Source organism: Agrobacterium sp. B1(2019) (assembly GCF_008274755.1).
GTDB classification, from domain to species: Bacteria; Pseudomonadota; Alphaproteobacteria; order Rhizobiales; family Rhizobiaceae; genus Agrobacterium; species Agrobacterium salinitolerans.
The window spans coordinates 215,945-238,303 of sequence record NZ_VTPB01000003.1 but is presented as its reverse complement, the minus strand read 5'-3'; the positions used below and the strand labels follow the sequence as shown (position 1 = coordinate 238,303).

Here is a 22,359-nt window from a genome sequence, read left to right as displayed (position 1 = left end):
ATTTCAAAGAAAGCTGCTTTCGAACAGCTCGCCTGAATAGGCGGCATGGGTAATACCCGCTTCAAGGTCGGCCTTGGTCAACTCATCGACAAACACGCCGTTCTGCATCACCAGAACGCGGTCGCACATATGGGCGATCACCGCGAGGTCGTGGCTGACGAGAATAAAGGTCAGGTCGCGTTCTTCGCGCTGGTCGGCAAGCAGGTTCAGGATTTCCGCTTGAATGGAGACGTCGAGCGCGGATGTCGGCTCGTCGAGCAGCAGGATCGGCGGTTCTAGGATCAGCGCGCGGGCGATCGCCACGCGCTGGCGCTGGCCGCCGGAAAGTTCATGCGGGAAACGCTCGGCGAAATGTGCGGGCAGGCCCACCTGCTGCAGGGCGGCCGGAACCTTCGACCAGCCGTCGCCAAGGCCCATGGCGCGGACCGGTTCGGCGAGAGCCCGGCCGATGCGGTGGCGCGGGTGCAGCGAACCATAAGGATCCTGAAACACCATCTGGGCCAGTTTCAGTTCGTCGCGACTGCGGGTCTTGCCGACCGGTTTGCCATTAAAGCTGATGGAACCGGTCCAGCCGGCCTCCAGCCCAGCCAGCGAGCGCAACAAGGTGGACTTGCCGCAGCCGCTTTCGCCGACGATGCCAAGGGTTTCCCCCTTGTTGACCGTGAGGCTGACGCCGCGCACGACGTGATTGCTCTTTTCCTTTACGCCGTAGACGACGTCGAGCTTGTCTACCGTGATCATCCCATCACCTCCGCATCGATTGCCTGACGATCCAGCACCTTGAGACGCCGCACCGGATTGCGGGGATCGGGCATGGCCGCGATCAGGCCCCGCGTATAGGGATGTTGCGCATCTTCCAGCTTCGTCAGCGTTTCGACCACGCGCCCGCCATACATGACCAGCACGCGCTCGCAGAAGGCCGCGACCATGCGGATGTCATGGCTGATAAGGATAAGTCCGGAATTATTCTCGCGCACCATCTCGTCCAGCAGCAAGAGCACATCCTTGCGCACACTGACATCGAGGGCCGAGGTCGGCTCATCGGCAATGACGAGTTTCGGCTTGGCGAGCAGCATCATGGCGATCATCACACGCTGGCCCATGCCGCCCGATATCTGGTGCGGATAAAGCGCCATGACACGATCAGGATCGTTGATGCGCACACGCAGCAACATGTCACGGGCCGCATCTCTCGCCGCCTTTCCGGTCAGCGCCAGATGCAGTTCGGCGGCTTCCGCCACCTGTTTGCCGATGGGCAGCACTGGGTTGAGCGAATAACGCGGGTCCTGCATGATCAGCGCCATCTCGCTGCCGCGGATCGCGCCCATTTGCCGCTCGGATTTTGAAAGCAGCGGTTCGCCGAGAAAATCCATTCTCTCTGCCGTCACCGTTGCGCTTTTCGGCAAAAGCCGCATGGCGGCCCGGCCGGTGGTGGATTTGCCGGAGCCGGATTCACCGACGATACCGACCCTTTCTCGCCCGACATTGAAATTGACGTTGGACACGGCAGGAATGGTGTTGCGGCCAAAACGGACATTGAGGTCGCGGACCGAAAGGATGGGGGAGCTATCAGGAACGGGCATGACGCGGATCCAGAAGGTCGCGCAGCGTATCGCCGGCGATGTTGAAGGCAAGGCTCGTCAGCAGGATGGCGATGCCGGGCATGACGGCGACCCACCAGTAGTCGAGCATGAATTTGCGGCCGCTGGAGATCATCGCGCCCCATTCCGGAAGCGGCGGCTGGGCTCCCAGGCCAAGGAAGCCGAGTGAAGCGGCGGTCAGGATGATGCCCGCCATATTCAATGTCAGGCGAACGATGACCGAGGGAATGCACATCGGCGCAATGTACAAAAACAGGATGCGCATCGGCGAGGCCCCATAGAGACGGGCGGCGGCGACATAGTCGGTATTGCGCACCACAAGCGCTTCCGCGCGGGCAAGACGCGCAATCGGCGGCCATGCGGTGAGCGAGATCGCAATGATTGCCGTGCCGAGACCGGCGCCCATGGCGGCCGCAAAAGCAAGTGCCAGTACGAGGGACGGGAAGGACAGCACAATATCCGTGGCACGCATCAGGATCGCGTCGGTGCGCCCGCCGAAGAAGCCGGCCATGACGCCGATGGCAAGGCCGATCGGACCGACGATGACCGAGACCGACAGCACCGTCTGGATGGTGATGCGGGTGCCGTAGACGAGTCGGCTGAAAATGTCGCGGCCGAATTCGTCGGTTCCGGCCAGATGCACCCAGCTGGGAGGCTGGAGCGCGTTTTCGAGCGCCTGGCGCGCAGGATCATAGGGTGCAATGAGTGGCGCGAAAATGGCGACTACGACCAGAATGGCCAGAATGGCGAAGCCGAACATGCCAAGCGGTTCGTCTGCGAGCTTACGAAGCGTCAGCATGGTGGTGGTCGAGAGGCGCGACAGGGCGCCGGGGCGATCAACGGTATTGTTATGCGCGATATCAGTCATCGTGCAGCCTCCCGTGTACGGGGATCAAGCGTGGTGTAGGCCAGATCGGCAAGGAAGTTGAGCAACATGAATATGAAGCCGATGACGATTGTGGCGGCGAGGATCGCATTCATATCGCCGATGAGCAGCGCATTCGTCATGTACTGGCCGATGCCGGGCCAGGAAAAAACGATCTCGGTCACCACCGCGCCTTCCAGCAGGTTGCCGTAGGAGATAGCCAGAACGGTGATGAGCTGCACGGCGATGTTGGGCAGTACATGCCGGGTTATGGTGCGTGCCGGGCTGACGCCCTTCGCTCGTGCTGCGATGACATAGTCCTGGCTGAGCTGTTCAAGGGTGAATGCCCTCGTCATGCGGGTGATGTAGGCCATGGCCATATAGGCGAGGATGATGGCCGGCAGGATGATATGCCCAAGCGCGTTCCAGAAGATTTCCGTCTCGCCCGCAAGCAGGCTGTCGACGAGCATCAACCCCGTCTTCGGCTCGACAATGCCTTCGTAGAAGACGTCGACCCGGCCGGGCCCGGCGACAAGGTTGAGGTTCGCGTAAAAGATCACCAGCCCGACGATGCCGAACCAGAAGACCGGTATCGAATGCCCCACAAGCGCAAAAACCCGCGCGAACTTGTCGATGAAGGTGTCGCGGAAGAGCGCGGCGGCAAGACCGAGTGGGACGCCGATGACCGTCGAGATGATGATCGCCAGCGTGGCAAGTTCGAAGGTGGCGGGAAAGGCCTGCGCCAGATCGCGGGTAACGGGGTTGCCGGTGAGGATAGCAATGCCGAAATCTCCATGCAGCAGTCCGCGCAGGTAGATGAAAAATTGCTGGTAAAGCGGTAGGTCGAGCCCCAGCCGCGCCCGCATGGCCTCGTAGGCCTTGGGGTCGGCAAGTTCACCGACGATGGCACCAACCGGATCGGTCGGCATGACCCGGCCGATGATAAAGGTGATGCACAGCAGGATTAAGAGGCTGACGATCAGTTGCAGGAAACGATGTCCAAGCCCGCGCAGTGAGATCTCCGTCATTGCTGGTCGCACTTCCCCGTAAGAAAGCCGTCAGCGGCCAGGGTGTTGCACGCTGCTCGCCGCAGACGCGCAATTCTCCTTTGCAAAAACTCTCGATGGTACTTCATCCCAACTCCTCCCTGAGTTAACATGAAAACATATGATGTGCGGTCATGTCATCATATGAGTAACGAAGGGATTCGTATTCTGCAAGAGGGAAGAGTGGCATGATGGGCGACAAGGCGAGGCCGCGGGAGAGGCGGGCGCAACAGATCATCGATAATCTCAGCGCAGAAATTCGCAGTGGAAAACTGAAAAATGGGGATCAGCTTCCCACCGAACCGGAGCTTGAGCGCTGCTATGGCGTGAGCCGCACAGTGGTTCGCGAGGCGATCGCGGATTTGCGTTCTGCCGGCTATGTCGTTCCCATCCAGGGCAAGGGGGTTTTTGTCAGCAACGCCAGTGAGTGGGCCGGCGTGAAGCTGACGCAAACCGAAGTCGGCACCATCGCGGAAACGCTGGAAATGCTGGAGTTCAGGCTTGCGACCGAAGGGGAGGCGGCGGCAATCGCCGCCTATCGCCGCACCGCCCAGCAGGAGGCCGCAATCTCTGCGGCGCACCGGAAAATGGCCCGCGCCATCGATGCGGGTGAAACCACCGTCGATGCCGATTATGAGTTCCATACGGCCATCGCGATCGCCACCAACAACCGCTTTTATCTGGAGGCTCTGCGTCAGTTCGGCTCGCGCTCGATACCGCGTGGGCAATTCCCGACGCTGCCGGAAACTGGTGATGCGAATTATCTTCGCAAAGTGCAGGCCGAGCACGAGGCAATCCTGCGCGCCATCGTCGAACAGGATCCGGATGCGGCGCGAAAAGCCATGCGCGAACATATGCTTGCCAGTCAGCGTCGATACAGGTTGCTGTCAGAAGCGCAATAGCATCTCGACACTCATCTTATTTCATGCGATGTCATATGATGACTCGCATGGAGAGAGGAGAGAATCGATGTATGTCGGCACCCAGGTTGCTGCGCGCGATGATGAGGATTTCAAGGTTTGGGCGCAGCTTGGCGTCAAAAATATCAACGCGGATCCGCCCGGAAAGCCCGCGAGCTGGACTTTCGAGGACTTCGAGCGCCACCGTGACAAGGTCGAAAGCTTTGGCCTCGTTCTCGACATGGTGCAATTGCCCCTGCCTTCGCGGCCCATTGAAGAGGCGTCCTATCCCGATATCCTGCTTGCCGGGCCGGATCGCGACCGGCAGATCGATGCCGTCTGCACGATGATCGAAAATATCGCCAGGGCAGGAATCCCTGCCGCGAAATACAATCTCAACCTCATCGGCATTCCACGCACGGAAATGGAGCGCGGACGTGGCGGTTCGCTCAATGAAGCCTGGCGTTGGGACAAGGCGGACCATGATGCGGCGCCGGGCCTTGCCGGCGTACTTTCAGAGGACGAAAACTGGGAACGCATCGACTATTTCCTCGAGCGCGTGGTGCCGGTGGCTGAAAGCAACAAGGTGCGTCTCGCCTGCCATCCGCACGATCCTTATACCCCGCCGGGTTACAAGGGGGTGACCCGCGTTCTCGGCACGGTCGAGGGGCTGAAGAAATTCGTGCGAATGCGCGAGAGCCCCTATCATGGCCTGAATTTCTGCCAGGGGTCGATCGGCGAGATGCTCGATAATCCGCGCGAGGAGATCGACGACATCGTTCGCTGGTTCGGTAGTCGCGACAAGATTTTCAACGTCCATTTCCGCAACATCAGCGGCGGCAAGCTCTCTTTTATGGAGACCTTCCCCGATGAGGGCGACATGGACATGGTGCGGTCGCTGAAACTCTATCATGAACTCGGTTATCGCTACATGATCATGCCGGACCACGTACCGACGATTGCCGGGCGCGATCCCGTCGGCGTGGCTTTCGCCTTCTGTTACGGCTACATCGCTGCCCTGATCGAAGCGCTTGATAACAAACATCTTTGACCATTCCGGCTCGCGGCGCACCCGGCGTCGCGGCTTTTTCCTGAACATGAATTACCGATCTGTAGGAGGAGCAGGTATGAAAAAAACACTAATCCGTCTCGCATTCACCACCGTTCTGGGCGCAATGCTCGTGCAGGGATCGCCCGTCGCGGCCAAAACCCCCAACGACCAGCTGGTCATTGGAACGTCGCTGGCGCAGGTCCTGTCTCTTGATCCGCACCAGGCGACGGAGGCAAAGGCCAATGAAATCATGGCCAATCTCTATGACCGCCTGATTTCGGTCGATGGTTCGGGCAAGGTTTCCCCCCAGCTTGCCGAGCGCTGGGAGACGGATGACAAGGGCATCACCTTTCATCTGCGCGAGGCCAATTTCGCTTCGGGCAATCCCGTAACCTCGGCCGACGTCGTCTATTCGCTCACTCGCCTGCTGAAAATGAACCAGGCCGCGGCCGCCAATCTGAAGCGCGTGGGTTATAACGCCGATAATATCGACAAGCTGGTCAGCGCACCCGATGAAAAGACGGTTCGCCTCGATCTTTCCGGCGAGACGACCTCCGAACTGCTCCTCTATCGTCTGGCCATGGTCATCGCCAGCGTCGTCGACAGCAAGGAACTCAAGTCGCATGAAAGCAATGGCGACTGGGGCAATGGATGGCTGAGAACCAATTCCGCCGGTTCCGGTCCCTTTACGCTCAATCGCTGGTCGCCCAATGAGATCATCATTCTCGAGGCCAACAAGAACTACGTGGCCGGTAGCCCGAAAATGCGCCGAGTCATCGTGCGGCATGTGCCGGAAAGCCAGGTTGAGCGCCTGATGCTGGAGCGCGGCGATATTGACATCGCCAGTGCGCTGACGGCTGCAGACCTTGCAACCTTCAACAACAAGGAGGGTTTCCAGATCCAGCGTGTGCCGACGGGCGGCTTTTACGTCCTGTCCATGAATGCCGGCAAGGAGCCTTTGTCCAACCCAAAGGTCCGCGAAGCGATTGCCTATGGCATTGACTACAAGGGCATGGAAAAGACCATCATGGGTCCTTATGGCAAGGCGCGCACGGTGCCGGTGCCGCAAAACTTCGAATACGCCATTGCGAGCCCTGACTGGAAGCTCGATGTGGAGAAGGCGAAGGCTCTCCTCAAGGAGGCCGGTTATGAGAACGGCTTCACGCTCACTCTGAAAACAATTGCGCAGACGCCGCGCATCGATCTCGCCACCGCCATCCAGGCCTCGCTCAGCCAGATCGGCATCAAGGTCAACATCCAGCAGGGAAATGGTTCGGAGGTTATTGCCGCCCACCGCGCGCGGGATTTCGATCTGCTCATTCCGCAGACCGGCGCCTATATGCCGAATGTGCTGGGTTCGATGGAGCAGTTTTCGTCCAACCCCGATAATTCGCTGGCCGCCAACAATGCCGGTAATTTTGTCTGGCGCTCGGCCTGGGACATTCCGGAACTGACGGCGCTCACGGCAAAGGCGTCGCTGGAACCCGATGCCAAGAAGCGCGGGGAAATCTACACGCAGATGCAGGAGATGTTCGTCGCCCAGAAACCGGCAGTGCTGCCGATGTTTGAGAGGTTCGAGCCGATCGTGCTGAATGCGCGTGTGAAGGATTATGTGGGGCATCCGAGCCAGACGACGCGGCTTGAAAACGTAACGAAGGACTGAGGACAAACGACAGCCTTTGCAACAAGTGACGGGCGGTTTTACCGCCCGTTTTTATGAGGTTTTGGGCCCATGCCCCGGAAGGCTTCCGCCGCAAGGTTCATCCGGCGCTTTGCGTTCACAAAGCAAAGCGGCAATAGGCGATTGCCGCCCTCATCCCACAATTTCAGGGGGTTTTCTCAAGGACTTCATCGGTTTAGACCGTCCCGCAACTGTTCCTTCCGTCGGGCGAGAGTCGCGAACTCCGCTCACCCACCTCCCGAAGAATGCGTTGACGACAATGAACCTTGCACAGATAAAACTTCCGTCGCGGCCGCTGAGCCTCAAACGCGGCGTCATTTCGGCTCCTGCAGCCTATTATTTTTCCATTCCGGTGCTTCTGGCCATCACGGTCGTCATGCTTGTCGCCGAAGGCCCGGGCATATTGCGCGACTATCAGATCAGCAAAGATCCGCTGGAGATTGAAAACGGCGATATCAGCGGCAGCTGCAAGACGCGCAAGGCGATCTTCACGACCTGCAAGGCCGATCTTTCCTATGACCATGCGGGCGTAAGCTACAAGAAAGATGTCGAGGTCATGTTCGTCGATTTCCATTCCGGCGATTATGAAACCGGACTGGTCATCTCCGCGAAGAACCCGGAACTCGCAACGATTTCGCTGGGCCTCGACATGCTCTGGAACCGCATCATCACGCTCGGCGTGTTCGTTGTTCTTCTCGGTTTCGGCAGTCTCGCGATGCTGTTCACGCTTCTGCGGATCCTGCGGGTTCGTCTGCAACTGCGCAAGCCTGAGCCTTTGTCCGTCATTCCGGTGGCGCTGACGGCGGTTGCCGAAAAACGCAGCCGTCTCTTCGTCACCTATGCCGATACGGTGAGGGACGATAAAACCAAGCGGCAATCTTTTGCGCATCTGGAGCGGGGCCGCATTCCCGTTGTCATTGGTCACACCGGAAAACAGGATGTGGCGCTGGCGGTCCTGCATGGCGACAGCGCCTTGCCGGTTCTGCTCGACGACCGGCTGGAGCGGATCGACCTGACCGAGCAGGAAAGGGCGGAAGCCCTTGCATCAATTGCCCCGATGCTCGCCAGTGAGGCGCAGGAGGCTGCAACGGCCCAGGCCGCGGCGATGAAGAAGGGACCGGGCCTGCTGCGCAGACTGGGTATTTTCGCTGCGATCGTCGCCGTCATCGTCGTCGCGGTGTTCGGTTACTGGCTGTGGTATGTCACAAGCGCTCCCTCGCAGTTCAACTCGCCCGGAATGGACATCAACAACATGCTGCCGGCGGCGCTTAACGAATGGGGTTGCGCCCGGTTGCAGGAGCGTTTCGCCGATGGCGCGGCGCCTTTCGGATGTGCCGCGGCAGATTACCGAAGCTGGAAATAAAGTTTCGGTCGATGATTTTCCCGGGTCGGTTTGCCATAAGCGTGACAGCCTGGCGCGCCGGCCCGCTTTCTTTTTCGTGCGCGAAAAAATATTGAAACAATTATCAATGGTTGCATTAGAGATTTATAAATAAACCATTCCCATAGTGCCATCCTGAGCGGTTCTTCAGAGGCTGGGAGAGTGCGTCATGTTCACGGTTCTGGAATGCGTTGCCATACAGCACGACCACGCGGTCGTGCTTCTCGCGGCTGTTATCTGCCTTCTTGGCATGTTTGCTTTTTTTCATCTTTTGTTGCGCGCGGAAGAAAGTCCGGCTGGCCGTAAACCCTACTGGGTGCTGGTTGCGGCCATTGCCGGGGGACTGAGCGTCTGGGCGACGCATTTCGTCGCCATGCTGGCCTACAAGGGTGCGGTCCCGATCGGTTATGATTTCGCCTTCACGGCTCTTTCTGCGGTTCTGGCCGTTTTCGGTTTCTGGTTTGCGCTCATTACACGCTCGCAGGCCGCGCACAGCCCGGTGATCGTCGGCACGCTCATCACCTTGTCGGTCGCCGTCATGCATTTCGTCGGAATGGCCGGAATGGATGTCGCCGCCACGATCAGCTACCGGTGGAGCGCGGTGGTGGGTGGTTTTGCGGTCGCCTGGGTGTCGTTTCTTCTGGCGTTTTTCCTTTTCCGTCGCCTCGGCTCCTGGCAGCGCATCGCCGCGCCGGCCGGATCGGCGATCTTCGCGATCTGCGCACTACATTTCACGGCCATGTCGGCCACGGTGCTTTCGCCGGATCCATCCGTATCCGGGCCTGATCCCGACAATGTCGCCCGGCTGATCATGATCTGCGCCATTTCCGGCGTCACCTTCCTGATCCTGTCCACCACTGCCGCTGCTGCTCTTGTGGATCGTTACCTTGTCGATCTCAAGGGTCTTGTGGATGCGACGCTCGATGGTCTCGCCGTCGTGCGCGATGGGCGGATCGTGGAGCTTAACACCCGCTTTGCCGGCCTTCTGGGCCGGGAGGAAGCGTCGCTGCTCGGACAAAATCCCGACGATCTTTTCAAGGCCATCGACGGACAGCCCGCCTATCTGCCGCGCCACGCACCTGTGGAGGCGGTTCGCGAGCGCGCCGGCCAGGCGCAAATATTCGAGCTTAGTGTGCGCACGATCGAATTTCGCGGCCATCCTTGCGAGGTGATGGCCATTCGCGACCTGACGGAAAAGCGCGAAGCGCAGCGGGAGATCGAATATCTCGCCCGCCACGACGTCCTGACAGGCCTTTCCAACCGCACCATGTTCCAGACCCGTCTTCACCAGCAGATCGAGCTCTGCGACGAGGAGGACCAATTCGCGCTTCTGGCGCTCGATCTCGACCGCTTCAAGGCGGTCAACGACATATTCGGCCATGCCGAAGGGGACCGTGTTTTGAAAAAGGTCGCCGCTATTCTCGATGAATGTGCAAGGGCAGGCGATGTGGTCGCTCGCCTCGGCGGCGATGAATTTGTCATTCTGACCGCACGGCAAACCAGGGCGGAAGAGGCCCGTTTGCTGGCAGAGACGATCCTTGGCATGTTCGCGCTGAAGATGAATGTCGCCAACGATCCGACTTCCGTTGGCGTCAGCATCGGCATCGCCGTCTTTCCGCGGGACGGGAAGGATCACGAAAGCATCATGCATGCCGCCGATCTAGCGCTTTACCGCGCCAAGATGGGCGGGCGCGGCATATTGGCCTTCTATGACCCCCTGATGGACCAGGAAGCGCGCGAACGCCGCCAGCTCGAGACGGATTTGCGCCTCGCTATTAATCGCAACGAGTTGCTGCTGAATTATCAGCCGGTCCTTTCGGTCGAATGCGGCCAGGTGGTCGGTTACGAGGCGCTGGTGCGCTGGCAGCACCCGACGCGCGGCGTAGTGCCGCCGGATGTCTTCATTCCGATTGCCGAGGAGAGCGGCATCATCATCTCGCTCGGCGAATGGGTGCTGCGCGAGGCCTGCCGCCAGGCGGCCGGTTGGGCGCCGCATCTGAAGGTCGCGGTGAATGTCTCGCCGTTGCAATTCTCGTTGGCCAATCTCGGCCATGTCGTCTGCACCGCCCTGATGCAGACCGGGCTTTCGCCGAACCGGCTGGAGCTGGAAATCACCGAGGCAGCACTTCTGAAGGATCGTAAGGCGACGCTGATTATCCTCAACCAGTTAAAGGCGCTCGGCGTTGCCATCGTCATGGATGATTTCGGCACCGGTTACTCCTCGCTCAGCAACCTGCAGAGCTTCCCCTTCGACAAGATCAAGATCGACCGAAGCTTCATCGCCGCCATGAGCGACGATGACAATGCCCGCGCCATCGTGCGCGCGGTAATCGGGCTTGGCCGCAGCCTCGATCTGCCGGTGACAGCAGAGGGGATTGAAACGGATGCGCAATACCGCATGGTGGTGGATGAGGGCTGCGCGCAGGCGCAGGGTTATCTCTTCGGCAAACCGGATGTCGCTCCCGCGCAGGTCGTCAGACCCAACACGCGGAAGAAACATCCTGTTTGATAGAAACGGTGACGGCGAGGACGTCGTCACCACGCCTTCCCATATTCTTTGGAACGAGAGCGAGGGCAGATCGTTAGGGTTGCGTATGGCGCGTCCATGCTGCGGCTGCCTGAGCGGTATCCGCGAGCAACCCGACAGGAGTTGTTTGACCCCTGTCATGAACGCGTCCCTGATAAACTTCTATCGATGGGAGAGATCGCGATGACAGACCGCCTCGAGCCTCAGGATCCACGCAGCCAGTATCCGCGCCCGCCCTTTTCGACCCCGACGCAGGAGATGCCGGGTTTGGTGACAAATATGACGCCTTTCCCGGACCATGGTGAGAAGACCTATCGCGGCGCCGGCAGGCTTGCAGGGCGCAAGGCGCTGATCACCGGTGGCGATTCAGGCATCGGCCGCGCGGTCGCTATCGCCTTTGCGCGGGAGGGCGCGGATGTGGCGATCTCCTACCTGCCGGAAGAAGAACCCGACGCCGAGGAAGTTGTGGCGCTCATTGAGGCGGAAGGTCGAACAGCCGTCGCGCTGCCCGGCGATATTACCGATGAGGCGTGGTGCCGTGAACTGGTTGAGAAAGCAGCAGGCGATCTCAACGGGCTGGATATTCTGGTCATCAATGCCGCAAGACAGCAGTATCGCGACGACATAGAGGAATTGTCGACAGCCGACTTCGACCGCACCATGAAGACCAATCTTTATGCGCTTCATTGGATTTCCCAGGCCGCTGTTCCCTATCTCAAGCCGGGGTCGTCGGTGATCACGACCGCCTCGATCCAGGCATATGAGCCCTCCGCAATCCTGCTGGATTACGCCACCACCAAAGCCGGTATCGTCGCCTACACAAAAGCGCTGGCCAAACAGCTTATCGAAAAAGGTGTGCGCGCCAATTCCGTTGCTCCCGGCCCGTTCTGGACGGTGCTTCAGCCAAGCGGCGGCCAGCCGGACGAGAAGGTGAAGAATTTCGGCAAGGACAGCGATTTCGGCCGTCCGGGACAACCGGTGGAACTGGCGCCCGTTTATGTGCTGCTGGCGTCGCAGGATGCGAGCTTCATCAATGGCGAGGTTTATGGTGTGACTGGCGGCAGGGGCATTGCCTGAGGCGATGCCCGCCAATGCCGGACGAGCCTATGAGGATTTCCAGATGAAACGGCAGGCAGACCCTTCAGAAAGGAATTTGAAGAGCTTGGATGTCCGCGACCGGCTGATACTGGCGCTTTATGCGCAGTTGAAAGCCGAGCGGCAAACCCGCGAGGCGATGGAATGGGTCATCCGCAATGGCGGGCTGTCGCCGGAGATGCTTGAAGCCATGGCGTCAGACCCGGTACCGGTTCTGGCGGAGGCGGACGTGCCCGCCGTCGAGCGCATTCTGGCCAGCGGCCGACGCGGAGAAACGTCCTCCCACAGCGATGACGAGGGACGACGGACATGAAACGGAGAGCGAGCTGGAGAGGCAAGCTGACCTTTGCCGATTTCAACTGCGAAGTCGGTCTTTATTCCGCACTGACCTCGGCGGAGAAAATCTCCTTTAATATCGTCAACCGCAAGACCGGCCACCGCGTCGAGCGGCAATATGTCGATAGCGATACCGGCGAGGCGGTTCTTCGCGAAGATCAGGTCAAGGGGTACGAACTCGACAATGGCGACCATATCGTCATTGAGGGAGACGAGATCGCAAAGCTGATGCCGGAAAGCGATAAGGTTATCCGCATCAGTCACTTTCTGCCCTGTGACGAGATCGACAAGCTTTATTTCGACAAGTCTTATTATCTCGCGCCAAGCGGTGAGGGTGGCGAAGAGGCGTTGACGCTTCTGGCGAAAGCCATGGACGACGAGAACGTCGCAGCTCTCGGCGAAGCGGTGCTTTTCCGCCGCAACCGTGTCCTGCTAATCCGTCCGTGCGGTAAGGCTCTCGTCGCGACGACGCTGAATTTCAGCTACGAGGTCCGTTCGCAGACATCCGTCTTCAAGTCGATCCCTGACATCGAGTTCGATGAAGAAATGCTCGAGCTCGCCGGGCACATCATCGAAAAGCGCGCAGGTACCTTCGATCCCGCCGACTATAGCGACCGTTACAACGATGCGCTGGCAGAACTTGTGAAAGCCAAGATCGAGGGCCGGGAAATCGAGAAACAGCCGCCACGCAAGGAAGACAATATCATCGATCTCAAGGAGGCCCTGCGTCGCAGCGCCGGGGCCGAAAAGGACAGCAAGAAAAGAGCAACGGCAACAGGCCGCAAGGCGCCGCGGAAAGCGAGCTGATCCATGGGATTGCAGACCTACAACGCCAAGCGCAGTTTCGACAAGACACCGGAGCCCAAAGGCACGAAGGCCGAAAAGCAAGGGTCGAGCTTCGTTATCCAGAAGCACGATGCCCGCCGACTGCATTATGATTTTCGGCTGGAAATGGACGGCGTGCTGAAAAGCTGGGCGGTGACGCGTGGCCCAAGCCTTAATCCCGAGGACAAGCGCCTTGCCGTACATGTGGAAGACCACCCGCTCAGCTATGGCGATTTCGAGGGAGTCATCCCGAAAGGACAATATGGCGGCGGCACGGTGATCGTCTGGGATCGCGGTATCTGGCAGCCGGTCGGGGACGCTCGGACGGGTTATCGCAAAGGCCATCTGGAGTTCGAACTGGAGGGCGAGAAGCTGAAAGGCCGCTGGCATCTGGTGCGCATGCACGGAAAGCCCGGAGAAAACCGGGAGAACTGGCTGCTGATCAAGGGCGATGACGAGGAGGCGAGGCATAAGGGTGGCGCGGATATTCTCGAAGAACGGCCGGAATCCGTAAAAACCGGGCGCAGTGTCGAGGAAGTCGCAGCCAAACCGAAGGATACCTGGAATTCCAAGCCGGTATCGAAAAAGGCCGCCGCTTCGACGTCGGGCAAGAAACAGGCGCATGTGCTGCCCAAAGGTGCACGCAAACTGGCTATGCCATCTTTCGTGCCGCCGGCACTCGCCACCCTGAAGCCTAAACCGCCGAGCGGAGATCGCTGGCTGCATGAAATCAAATTCGACGGTTACCGTCTGCAGGCGCGTGTCGATCAGGGCAAGCTACAGCTGCTGACCCGCAGCGGGCTCGACTGGACGGAAAAATTCGGTGATGCCGTAGCATCCGCGCTGACGGCGCTACCGGCAGAAACGGCGTTGATCGATGGCGAAATCGTCGTTGAAGGCGATAACGGCGCCTCCGATTTCTCCGCCTTGCAGAAGGATCTAAGCGAAGGGCACAGCGACCGCTTCCTATTCTATGCCTTCGACCTTCTTTATCTCGATGGCAGCGATCTGCGCGCTGCGGCATTGAGCGAGCGAAAGGCGCTGCTGGAAAAGCTGTTGCCGGCAGGCGATCCCCATCTCCGCTACAGTCAGCATTTCGAAGAAAGTGGCGCGCTTGTCCTCGACCATGCCTGCCGGCTGAGCCTCGAAGGCGTCATTTCCAAGGTCAGGAACAGCAAATATGTTTCGGGCCGCAAGGGCGATTGGGTAAAATCCAAATGCTCGATGCGACAGGAATTCGTCATCGGCGGTTATACCGTCTCCTTGACATCGGACCAAGCCATCGGTTCGCTGGCACTCGGTGTCTATGAAAAAGGCAAGCTGCGTCATGTCGGCCGTGTCGGGACGGGTTACACGGGCGACGTGGCGGAGATGATATTTTCTCGTCTGAAGCCGCTGGAACGCAAGGACAGCCCCTTCGGTGACAAGCTCACCGCGCTTGCCCGCCGCGATCTTCATTTCGTGGAGCCCGAACTGGTGGCGGAAGTGGAGTTCCGCGCATGGTCGGGAGATGGCAATCTTCGTCACGCCTCCTTCCGGGGTCTACGGGAAGACAAGCCGGCTGGGGAGATCGAACGCGAGGAGAAGGCCGTGTCGGATAGCAATGCGCCGCAGTCGAAGATCAAGTTCACTCACCCCGACCGGCTCTACTGGCCGGACGATGGCGTGACGAAGGAGGGACTGGCCGACTATTATGCGCAGGTCTGGCGGCACATGGCGCCCTTCGTGGTCAACCGGCCGCTTGCGCTGCTGCGTTGTCCGGAGGGCATAGAGGGCCAGCGTTTTTTCCAGAAACACGCCTGGCGCGGCATCAACAAGGCAATCGAGCAGATCAAAGATCCCAAGGACAGGGGCGGCGAACCGCTGATCCGCATCACCGATTTCGATGGCCTGATGGCGCTCGTGCAGTCCGCTGCGCTTGAAATCCACCCCTGGGGGGCAAGCACCGCCAACTGGGAAAAGCCTGATATGATCACCATGGATATCGACCCTGGCGAGGATGTGGCCTGGGACGCGGTGATCGAGGCGGCGCACGAACTGAAGCGACGTTTCGAAGAGGCGGGTCTTGCCGCTTTCGTCAAGACGTCGGGCGGCAAAGGGTTGCATGTCGTCGCACCGTTGAAGCCGCAGGCGGGCTGGGGCCCGGTCAAGGCCTTCGCGAAAGCGATGGCGGCGGATATGTCGAAGGCCGAACCGGAGAAATATCTCTCCGTCGCCACCAAGGCGAAACGGCAGGGCCGCATCTTCATCGATTATCTGCGCAATGGCCGGGGCAATACGGCGGTTGCGGCCTATTCGACGCGCGCCCGGCCGGGGGCGGCCATTTCAGCGCCGCTCGAATGGTCGGAGCTGACGGCTGAGATCGGCCCGGCCCATTTCACCGTCAGCAATATCGGCGCACGCCTTTCCGCTTTGAAGAAAGACCCGTGGGACGGCTTTTTTACTGCTGCCGAGCCGCTTCCGAAAAAGGCCCGCTGAAGGCATCGAGCCTCAGCTTCTCTTGTCGGAAGCAAGGCTTTTCTTAAGGGCATCCATGATGTTGATGACATTGCCGCCGCTGCGTGCCTTCGTGCCGGTTTTCTTTTTCGAGGAGGAGACCTCCTCGCCCTTGGACTTAAGCAGGGATTTGATCTTTTTCTGAATGGGGTCCTGCACCAAAGCCGGCTTCCAACCCGTCACCTGTTTGCCGATGCGTTTTTCCATGGCGTCCAGCAGCGGCCGGTCGATTTTCATCTTCGGCTCCAAGGCGTCGATGCTCTCGCGCACTTCCTCACCGTAATGCAGCGTCCAGAGAATGATGCCCTTGCCTGAAGGTTCGAGGAGCACAGCCCTCTCGCGGCGATAGATCACCAGACGCGCAATGCCGAAAACATCGTTCACCTTCATGGCTTCGCGGATGACGCTGAAGGCTTCGGTGCCGATCTTGTCTTCCGGGCGCAGGAAATGCGGACGGTCGTACCAGATCCAGTCGATAGACCCCTTCGGCACGAAGGTCTTGATATCGATGGTGCGGGTGCTTTCCAGCGCCACCGCATCGATTTCGTCATCCTCCAGCAGAACGTAATCGTCCTCGGAGCGTGGAAAACCCTTCACCTGGTTTTTCCCGGCGACCGGCCTATGGGTGACGCTGTCGACATACCGGCTTTCGACCCGATTGCCGGTTTTGCGATTGAGGATATGGAAACTGTATTTGTTGCTTTCGGTCGTTGCGGGCGTCAGCGAGACGGAAGCCGTCACCAGCGACAGCTTCAAATAACCCTTCCAAAAAACCTGCCGTGCCATGTCCGCGATCCACGTTGATCTCCCGGAACAACAGCCAAGGGCGGCGTTTGTTCCGGGAGAAGCGGCCCGTAGCGGCAGTAATGCAGCTATCAGAACAGCGAGGTCAGCCCGTAAACCGCAGCGGAGATCAGCGCAGCCGCCGGCATGGTCACGATCCAGGCGATGACGATATTGCCGGCAAGGCCCCAGCGCACCGCCGAGACACGGCGGGCCGCGCCGACGCCGACGATGGCGCCGGTGATCGTGTGGGTGGTGGAGACCGGAATGCCGAGCCATGTCGCACCGAACAGCGTCAGCGCGCCGCCGGTTTCGGCGCAGAAACCCTGCATCGGGTTCAGCCGGGTGATTTTCGATCCCATCGTATGAACGATGCGCCAGCCGCCGAACAGCGTACCAAGCGCCATGGCCGACTGGCAGGAAATCACCACCCAGAAGGGCACGTAGAAGCTTTCGCCGAGATGGCCCTGGCTGAAGAGCAGCACGGCAATGATGCCCATGGTCTTCTGCGCGTCGTTGCCGCCGTGTCCCAGCGAATAAAGCGAGGCGGAGATGAACTGCATGACGCGGAAGGTGCGATCCACGGCAAAGGGCGTCTGCCGCACGAACAGCCAGGAGACAGTCAGCACCAGAAGCAGCGCGAGGAAGAAGCCGATGGCAGGCGACATAAAAATGGCGCCCACAGTCTTCAGCAGGCCCGACCAGACGATGGAATTGAACCCCACCTTGGCAAATCCCGCACCGACGAGCCCGCCGATCAGGGCGTGCGACGAGCTGGAGGGAATGCCGAAAATCCAGGTGACGATGTTCCAGACGATGGCGCCGATCAGCGCCGCGAAGATCACCTGCGGCGACACGATGGCCGGGTCGATGATGCCGGTGCCGAGCGTTTCGGCCACATGCAGGCCAAAAAACAGGAAGGCGATAAAGTTGAAGAAGGCCGCCCAGGCTACCGCATATTGCGGGCGCAGTACGCGCGTGGAAACGATGGTGGCGATGGAATTGGCGGCGTCGTGCAGGCCGTTCAGGAAATCGAAGAACAGCGCAATGGCGATGAGGCCGACAAGCAGCGGCAAGGCAAGTGCGACATCCATCAGACGTTCTCGATCACGATGCCGCTGATCTCGTTGGCCACATCCTCGAAGCGGTCGACGACCTTTTCGAGTTCGCCGTATATCTCGCTGCCGATTATATAGGCCATGGCATTGCCGCTTGCGCCGTGGCGGCGGAAGAGGTCCTTGAGACCCAGATCGTGAAGTTCGTCGGAGCGGCCTTCAACGCGGGTCACCTCTTCGGCGATGGACGACAGGCGATGCGCATTCGTGCCGACCTTGTTGAGAAGCGGAATGGCTTCTGCGATGAGGCCGGCTGCGCGCACGATCTCATGACCCATTTCCTTCATCAGCGGATCGAATTCCGTTTGCTCGAAAAGACGGATGGTCTTGACCGTCTTGTGCATCATGTCGATGGCGTCATCCATCGACTGGATGAGATCCTTGATGTCGCCACGATCGAATGGCGTGATGAAGCTGCGTCTGACCGCAAGCAGCACATCGCGGGTGATGTCATCCGCCTGGTGTTCCAGAGCGACGATGAGGTCGCAGTTCTTCTCGACGTCGATGCCGCTCAAAAGTTGGTCAAGGGCCTCGGCCGCTTTGATAACGGTTTCGGAATGTTTGCTGAACATCTCGAAGAAACGGTCCTCGCGCGGCATCAGCTTGCGAAAAATACTCATCATGCGAATTGGCCCTCAATGGCGCTATATTAGTTGTGGGGGGTGATTGTCATAAAACTGTCATAAATGTACGTGGGGCATTGATGCAACCCGGAAAATCAGCACTATCAACGGATATGAAACCCACCAAGAAAAGCCGGAAAACCCGCCCGGCTCGTGCGCTGACATTGCTACAGCAGCTTGCTGCGGTTCCGGAAAAGCTCTTCACTGGCGCTTTCCGGCAGCAATATGCCGCGCTCTGCTTCCGTTATGCCGGCAATGGCGAGGAGGTCGAAATCCTCCTTGTCACCTCCCGTACCAGCGGGCGCTGGATCATTCCGCGCGGCTGGCCGATGAAACGAAAGAAGCCGCACGAGGCGGCGGCAATCGAGGCGTGGGAGGAGGCGGGCGTGCGCGGCCGGGTGAAAAAGAATGCCGTCGGCCGCTACACCTATCTCAAGATGCTCGACAATGGCGATGTCGTTCCCTGCATGGTCGATGTGTTCCAGATAGAGGTGACTGAGGCGGAAACCAGTTTCAAGGAACGCGGTGAACGCCTGCTGGAATGGGTGCGCCCGGACGAGGCGGCAAGGCGCGTTCGCGATATCGAGCTGAAATCGCTGTTGGTCGATTTTCGCCCGAAGGGCAAAAAGAAGCGTCAGAGCGGCGTAAAGCTCTAGGCCCAGCTACAAGGGTGGCGGATTTCTTCAGGCGGCGGCCGCCAGCCTCCGGAGGCCGCATTCGCGGACGATCTCCGCAATATGGGCAAACTGCGCCGAGAGCGGATTGCTCTTGCGCCACACGATGCCGATGGTGCGGGAAGGACGAGGCTCCGCCAGCCGAAACACAGAGACCGTGGATTGCCGTGTCTCCATGTCGACCGCCATCTGCGGAATGAGCGTGACCCCGATGCCGGCACCGACCATCTGCACAAGGGTGGAGAGCGAGGAGCCTTCCATCAGCACGCGCGGCGGCGCATTGGTCGTGCTGCAGAAGGAAAGCGCCTGGTTGCGGAAACAATGGCCTTCTTCCAGTAACAGCAGGCGCATTTCGCCCAGCTTGTCGGCGCTCGGCACCGGCATGCCCGCGTCCTCCATCGGCCGCACAAGGATGAATTCCTCCGAAAACAGTGGAACTTCCTCCAGTGCCGGCTCCGAGACGGGCAGGGCGACGATCGCCATGTCCAGCCGGGCTTCCAGAAGGTCGTCGATGAGTTTCTGCGTCACCGCCTCGCGCGGGCGGGCCTCCAGTCCGGGATAATGCCGCGTGAGTGTCTTGATAATCTGTGGTAAAAGATAGGGTGCGACGGTGGGAATGACGCCGATGCGCAGGCGCCCGCTGAGCGGCCCATGCCGCGCCCGCGCCAGATCCTGCAACTCATCCACCGAACGCAAGATCGAGCGGGTGCGTTCGGCGAATTCCTCACCAAGCGCCGTCAGCCGGATCTGGCGGCTGCTCCGTTCAACGAGCGGTGCGCCGATCAGTTCTTCCAGCTCCCGGATCTGCAGCGACAGCGCCGGTTGGGAAATCGCGCAAGCCTCTGCCGCCCGGCCGAAATGGCCGATCTTGGCCAGCGCATCGAAATAACGGAGATGTTTCATGGAGAGCGCAATCATAAGCTCAGCATATCGCAGCCTTTAGAATATACAATTGGAAATTATGGAACCCGGCTGCTAGTCATTTTCATGACAGAAAGAGGCTGTAGCTGTGAGAGGTTACCAGCGTCGCTGCACGGTTTCCCATGACCAACTGCTGGCTCTGGCTTCCACGCTGCACATGTCGAATTGATTATTGGTTTAATTGTCAAACCCATCGGAGGGCGAAATGGACGCAACTTCAAAACCGGCTGGCAAGTGTCCTGTCATGCATGGAGGCAACACGGCCTCGGGTAGATCGGTGACCGAATGGTGGCCGAACGCGCTGAACCTCGACATCCTGCACCAGCACGACACCAAGACCAATCCGCTCGGCACCTCCTTTAACTATCGCGAAGCCCTGAAGACGCTCGACGTTGAGGCGCTGAAGGCCGATCTGCGCGCGCTGATGACCGACAGCCAGGACTGGTGGCCGGCCGACTGGGGCAGCTATGTCGGCATGATGGCGCGTGTTACCTGGCATGCGGCGGGCTCCTACCGCGTGACTGACGGTCGCGGCGGCGCCAACACCGGCAACCAGCGTTTTGCCCCGCTCAATTCCTGGCCGGATAACGTCAACACCGACAAGGGCCGCCGCCTGCTGTGGCCGATCAAGAAGAAATACGGCAACAAGATTTCCTGGGCAGACCTGATCGCGCTCGCCGGCACTATTGCCTATGACGTCGCAGGTCTGAAAACCTTCGGTTTCGCCTTCGGCCGTGAAGACATCTGGGCTCCGGAAAAGGACACCTATTGGGGTGACGAAAAGGAATGGCTGGCGCCGAGCGACGGCCGTTACGGCGACGTGACCAAGCCCGCGACGCTGGAAAACCCGCTTGCCGCCGTGCAGATGGGCCTCATCTACGTCAACCCGGAAGGCGTCAACGGCAAGTCCGATCCGCTGGCGACCGCCGCACAGATGCGTGAAACATTCGCCCGCATGGGCATGGATGACGAGGAAACCGTGGCTCTGACCGCCGGCGGTCACACCATCGGCAAGTCGCATGGCAATGGCAGCGCCGCCAACCTCAGTCCCGATCCGGAAGCCGCCGGCCCGGAATACCAGGGTCTTGGCTGGATGAACACCAAGGGTCGCGGTATCGGTCGCGACACGGTGGTGTCGGGCATTGAAGGCGCCTGGACCAGTCATCCGACCAAGTGGGACAACGGCTTCTTCGACATGCTGTTCAAGCATGAGTGGACGTTGACCCACAGCCCCGCCGGTGCATCGCAATGGGCGCCGATCACCATCGCCGAGGAAGACAAGCCCGTGGACGTCGAGGACGCCTCGATCCGCACCATCCCCATGATGACCGATGCCGACATGGCCCTGAAGGTCGATCCGATCTACCGCGAGATTTCGCTGAAATTCAAGGACGATCAGGACCATTTCTCTAAGGTTTTCGCCCGTGCATGGTTCAAGCTGACGCATCGCGACATGGGCCCGAAGTCCCGTTATTTCGGTCCGGACGTTCCGGCGGAAGACCTGATCTGGCAGGATCCCATCCCCGCAGGCTCCACCAGCTACGATGTCGCTGCCGTCAAGGCAAAGATCGCGGCGTCGGGCCTTTCTGTTGCCGATCTAGTTTCGACCGCCTGGGACAGCGCCCGCACCTTCCGCGGTTCTGACAAACGCGGCGGCGCCAATGGCGCACGCATTCGCCTTGCACCGCAAAAGGACTGGGAAGGCAATGAGCCCGCCCGTCTTTCGCATGTGCTTTCGGTTCTGGAGCCGATTGCCCGTGAAACCGGCGCGAGCATCGCGGATGTGATCGTTCTGGCCGGCAATTACGGTGTGGAACAGGCGGCGAGAGCGGCCGGCTTCGACATTGCCGTGCCTTTCTCGGCCGGCCGTGGCGATGCTTCCGCCGAGCAGACGGATGCCGACAGCTTTGCCCCGCTGGAACCGCTGGCGGATGGTTTCCGCAACTGGGTCAAGAAGGACTATGTCGTCAGCCCTGAGGAACTGCTGCTTGATCGCGCACAGCTTCTGGGCCTGACCGCGCCGGAACTGACCGTGCTCATCGGCGGCCTGCGCGTCATCGGCGCCAATTACGCCGGTGCGGCCCATGGTGTGTTCACCGACAAGCCCGGCGCGCTGACGACGGACTTCTTCACGACGCTGACAGACATGGCCTATTCCTGGGTTCCGACCGGCAACAATCTCTATGAGATTCGTGACCGCAAGACTGGCGCGACCAAGTATACGGCGACCCGCGTTGACCTCGTGATCGGTTCTAACTCCATCCTGCGCGCCTATGCAGAAGTGTACGCGCAGGATGACAGCAGGGAGAAATTCGTGCGTGACTTCGTCGCCGCCTGGACGAAGGTGATGAACGCCGACCGTTTTGACCTTCTGTAAGAAAAACCCGGCTATTTAAGAATAAACACCTCCCCGAGAAATCGGGGAGGTGTTTTGCGTTCT

Annotated in this window: 19 protein-coding genes; 11 read left to right on the top strand and 8 right to left on the bottom strand. The window is 59.8% G+C overall.

Annotated elements, in window-relative coordinates; translation table 11 throughout:
- Nucleotides 1-3 precede the first annotated feature (3 nt).
- The 4 genes from AGR1_RS21390 to AGR1_RS21375 are packed head-to-tail and all read right to left on the bottom strand — an operon-like array spanning nucleotide 4 to nucleotide 3,494.
- Nucleotides 4-741, bottom strand: a complete 738-nt coding sequence (locus AGR1_RS21390) for an ABC transporter ATP-binding protein (protein WP_149148180.1) — start codon at nucleotides 739-741, stop codon at nucleotides 4-6.
- The gene (locus tag AGR1_RS21385) at nucleotides 738-1,583 is read right to left on the bottom strand and encodes an ABC transporter ATP-binding protein (RefSeq protein WP_149148179.1); all 846 of its coding nucleotides are present in this window, start codon (nucleotides 1,581-1,583) and stop codon (nucleotides 738-740) included. The genes AGR1_RS21390 and AGR1_RS21385 overlap by 4 nt, the downstream gene beginning before the upstream one ends.
- Nucleotides 1,570-2,469: an ABC transporter permease gene (locus AGR1_RS21380; RefSeq protein WP_149148178.1), complete on the bottom strand. Its 900-nt coding sequence runs from the start codon at nucleotides 2,467-2,469 to the stop codon at nucleotides 1,570-1,572. The genes AGR1_RS21385 and AGR1_RS21380 overlap by 14 nt, the downstream gene beginning before the upstream one ends.
- A complete protein-coding gene (locus tag AGR1_RS21375) occupies nucleotides 2,466-3,494 on the bottom strand; it encodes an ABC transporter permease (RefSeq protein WP_149148177.1) in 1,029 nt (342 codons plus the stop codon). Before AGR1_RS21375 ends, AGR1_RS21380 begins: the two co-directional genes overlap by 4 nt.
- 206 nt (nucleotides 3,495-3,700) lie before the next feature.
- Between AGR1_RS21375 and AGR1_RS21370 the strand changes: the two genes are divergently transcribed.
- The 9 genes from AGR1_RS21370 (at nucleotide 3,701) to ligD (ending at nucleotide 15,785) form a co-directional block, all read left to right on the top strand.
- Entirely contained in the window at nucleotides 3,701-4,414 is a 714-nt protein-coding gene (locus AGR1_RS21370) for a FadR/GntR family transcriptional regulator (protein ID WP_149148176.1), read from the top strand.
- Between the two features lie 67 nt (nucleotides 4,415-4,481).
- The gene (locus tag AGR1_RS21365) at nucleotides 4,482-5,462 is read left to right on the top strand and encodes a mannonate dehydratase (RefSeq protein ID WP_149148175.1); all 981 of its coding nucleotides are present in this window, start codon (nucleotides 4,482-4,484) and stop codon (nucleotides 5,460-5,462) included.
- A 124-nt stretch (nucleotides 5,463-5,586) separates the two neighbouring features.
- On the top strand, nucleotides 5,587-7,125 hold the full coding sequence (locus AGR1_RS21360; protein ID WP_244614254.1) for an ABC transporter substrate-binding protein: 1,539 nt from the start codon (nucleotides 5,587-5,589) through the stop codon (nucleotides 7,123-7,125).
- 277 nt (nucleotides 7,126-7,402) lie between these two features.
- Entirely contained in the window at nucleotides 7,403-8,506 is a 1,104-nt protein-coding gene (locus tag AGR1_RS21355) for a hypothetical protein (protein ID WP_137411236.1), read from the top strand.
- Between the two features lie 187 nt (nucleotides 8,507-8,693).
- Nucleotides 8,694-11,033, top strand: a complete 2,340-nt coding sequence (locus AGR1_RS21345; RefSeq protein ID WP_149148173.1) for an EAL domain-containing protein — start codon at nucleotides 8,694-8,696, stop codon at nucleotides 11,031-11,033.
- A 201-nt stretch (nucleotides 11,034-11,234) separates the two neighbouring features.
- Nucleotides 11,235-12,128, top strand: coding sequence for an SDR family oxidoreductase (locus AGR1_RS21340; RefSeq protein WP_149148172.1), 894 nt, complete (start codon nucleotides 11,235-11,237; stop codon nucleotides 12,126-12,128).
- Nucleotides 12,129-12,171: 43 nt separating this feature from the next.
- The gene (locus AGR1_RS21335) at nucleotides 12,172-12,459 is read left to right on the top strand and encodes a hypothetical protein (protein ID WP_080796398.1); all 288 of its coding nucleotides are present in this window, start codon (nucleotides 12,172-12,174) and stop codon (nucleotides 12,457-12,459) included.
- Entirely contained in the window at nucleotides 12,456-13,289 is an 834-nt protein-coding gene (locus tag AGR1_RS21330; RefSeq protein WP_149148171.1) for a Ku protein, read from the top strand. The genes AGR1_RS21335 and AGR1_RS21330 overlap by 4 nt, the downstream gene beginning before the upstream one ends.
- 3 nt (nucleotides 13,290-13,292) lie before the next feature.
- A complete protein-coding gene (ligD, locus tag AGR1_RS21325) occupies nucleotides 13,293-15,785 on the top strand; it encodes a DNA ligase D (RefSeq protein ID WP_149148170.1) in 2,493 nt (830 codons plus the stop codon).
- Between the two features lie 12 nt (nucleotides 15,786-15,797).
- On the opposite strand, the gene AGR1_RS21320 is transcribed toward ligD, so the two are convergent.
- The 3 genes from AGR1_RS21320 to AGR1_RS21310 form a co-directional block, all read right to left on the bottom strand.
- Nucleotides 15,798-16,589: a Ku protein gene (locus tag AGR1_RS21320; RefSeq protein WP_149148169.1), complete on the bottom strand. Its 792-nt coding sequence runs from the start codon at nucleotides 16,587-16,589 to the stop codon at nucleotides 15,798-15,800.
- 89 nt (nucleotides 16,590-16,678) lie between these two features.
- The gene (locus AGR1_RS21315; RefSeq protein ID WP_077983442.1) at nucleotides 16,679-17,680 is read right to left on the bottom strand and encodes an inorganic phosphate transporter; all 1,002 of its coding nucleotides are present in this window, start codon (nucleotides 17,678-17,680) and stop codon (nucleotides 16,679-16,681) included.
- Complete coding sequence (locus AGR1_RS21310; RefSeq protein WP_149148168.1) at nucleotides 17,680-18,324, bottom strand: DUF47 domain-containing protein; 645 nt, start codon at nucleotides 18,322-18,324, stop codon at nucleotides 17,680-17,682. Before AGR1_RS21310 ends, AGR1_RS21315 begins: the two co-directional genes overlap by 1 nt.
- 113 nt (nucleotides 18,325-18,437) lie before the next feature.
- On the opposite strand from AGR1_RS21310, the gene AGR1_RS21305 reads away from it, so the two are divergent.
- Nucleotides 18,438-18,980, top strand: a complete 543-nt coding sequence (locus AGR1_RS21305; protein ID WP_077983440.1) for an NUDIX hydrolase — start codon at nucleotides 18,438-18,440, stop codon at nucleotides 18,978-18,980.
- A 27-nt stretch (nucleotides 18,981-19,007) separates the two neighbouring features.
- On the opposite strand, the gene AGR1_RS21300 is transcribed toward AGR1_RS21305, so the two are convergent.
- Nucleotides 19,008-19,916, bottom strand: coding sequence for a hydrogen peroxide-inducible genes activator (locus AGR1_RS21300; RefSeq protein ID WP_149148167.1), 909 nt, complete (start codon nucleotides 19,914-19,916; stop codon nucleotides 19,008-19,010).
- Between the two features lie 208 nt (nucleotides 19,917-20,124).
- Here AGR1_RS21300 and katG point away from each other — a divergent pair, with 208 nt between their 5' ends.
- Nucleotides 20,125-22,296 (top strand): catalase/peroxidase HPI, encoded by a 2,172-nt coding sequence (gene katG / locus AGR1_RS21295; protein WP_149148166.1) that lies wholly within the window; start codon nucleotides 20,125-20,127, stop codon nucleotides 22,294-22,296.
- Nucleotides 22,297-22,359 lie beyond the last annotated feature (63 nt).

Bases quoted from the DNA above. Each gene is read 5' to 3' on its own strand.
- AGR1_RS21345 (WP_149148173.1), top strand. From the start codon at position 8,694: ATGTTCACGGTTCTGGAATGCGTTGCCATACAGCACGACCACGCGGTC.
- AGR1_RS21300 (WP_149148167.1), bottom strand. From the start codon at position 19,916: ATGATTGCGCTCTCCATGAAACATCTCCGTTATTTCGATGCGCTGGCC.
- AGR1_RS21320 (WP_149148169.1), bottom strand. From the start codon at position 16,589: ATGGCACGGCAGGTTTTTTGGAAGGGTTATTTGAAGCTGTCGCTGGTG.
- AGR1_RS21330 (WP_149148171.1), top strand. From the start codon at position 12,456: ATGAAACGGAGAGCGAGCTGGAGAGGCAAGCTGACCTTTGCCGATTTC.
- katG (WP_149148166.1), top strand. From the start codon at position 20,125: ATGGACGCAACTTCAAAACCGGCTGGCAAGTGTCCTGTCATGCATGGA.
- AGR1_RS21365 (WP_149148175.1), top strand. From the start codon at position 4,482: ATGTATGTCGGCACCCAGGTTGCTGCGCGCGATGATGAGGATTTCAAG.
- AGR1_RS21340 (WP_149148172.1), top strand. From the start codon at position 11,235: ATGACAGACCGCCTCGAGCCTCAGGATCCACGCAGCCAGTATCCGCGC.
- ligD (WP_149148170.1), top strand. From the start codon at position 13,293: ATGGGATTGCAGACCTACAACGCCAAGCGCAGTTTCGACAAGACACCG.
- AGR1_RS21355 (WP_137411236.1), top strand. From the start codon at position 7,403: ATGAACCTTGCACAGATAAAACTTCCGTCGCGGCCGCTGAGCCTCAAA.
- AGR1_RS21315 (WP_077983442.1), bottom strand. From the start codon at position 17,680: ATGGATGTCGCACTTGCCTTGCCGCTGCTTGTCGGCCTCATCGCCATT.
- AGR1_RS21370 (WP_149148176.1), top strand. From the start codon at position 3,701: ATGATGGGCGACAAGGCGAGGCCGCGGGAGAGGCGGGCGCAACAGATC.
- AGR1_RS21375 (WP_149148177.1), bottom strand. From the start codon at position 3,494: ATGACGGAGATCTCACTGCGCGGGCTTGGACATCGTTTCCTGCAACTG.
- AGR1_RS21335 (WP_080796398.1), top strand. From the start codon at position 12,172: ATGAAACGGCAGGCAGACCCTTCAGAAAGGAATTTGAAGAGCTTGGAT.
- AGR1_RS21310 (WP_149148168.1), bottom strand. From the start codon at position 18,324: ATGATGAGTATTTTTCGCAAGCTGATGCCGCGCGAGGACCGTTTCTTC.
- AGR1_RS21305 (WP_077983440.1), top strand. From the start codon at position 18,438: ATGAAACCCACCAAGAAAAGCCGGAAAACCCGCCCGGCTCGTGCGCTG.
- AGR1_RS21380 (WP_149148178.1), bottom strand. From the start codon at position 2,469: ATGACTGATATCGCGCATAACAATACCGTTGATCGCCCCGGCGCCCTG.
- AGR1_RS21360 (WP_244614254.1), top strand. From the start codon at position 5,587: ATGCTCGTGCAGGGATCGCCCGTCGCGGCCAAAACCCCCAACGACCAG.
- AGR1_RS21385 (WP_149148179.1), bottom strand. From the start codon at position 1,583: ATGCCCGTTCCTGATAGCTCCCCCATCCTTTCGGTCCGCGACCTCAAT.
- AGR1_RS21390 (WP_149148180.1), bottom strand. From the start codon at position 741: ATGATCACGGTAGACAAGCTCGACGTCGTCTACGGCGTAAAGGAAAAG.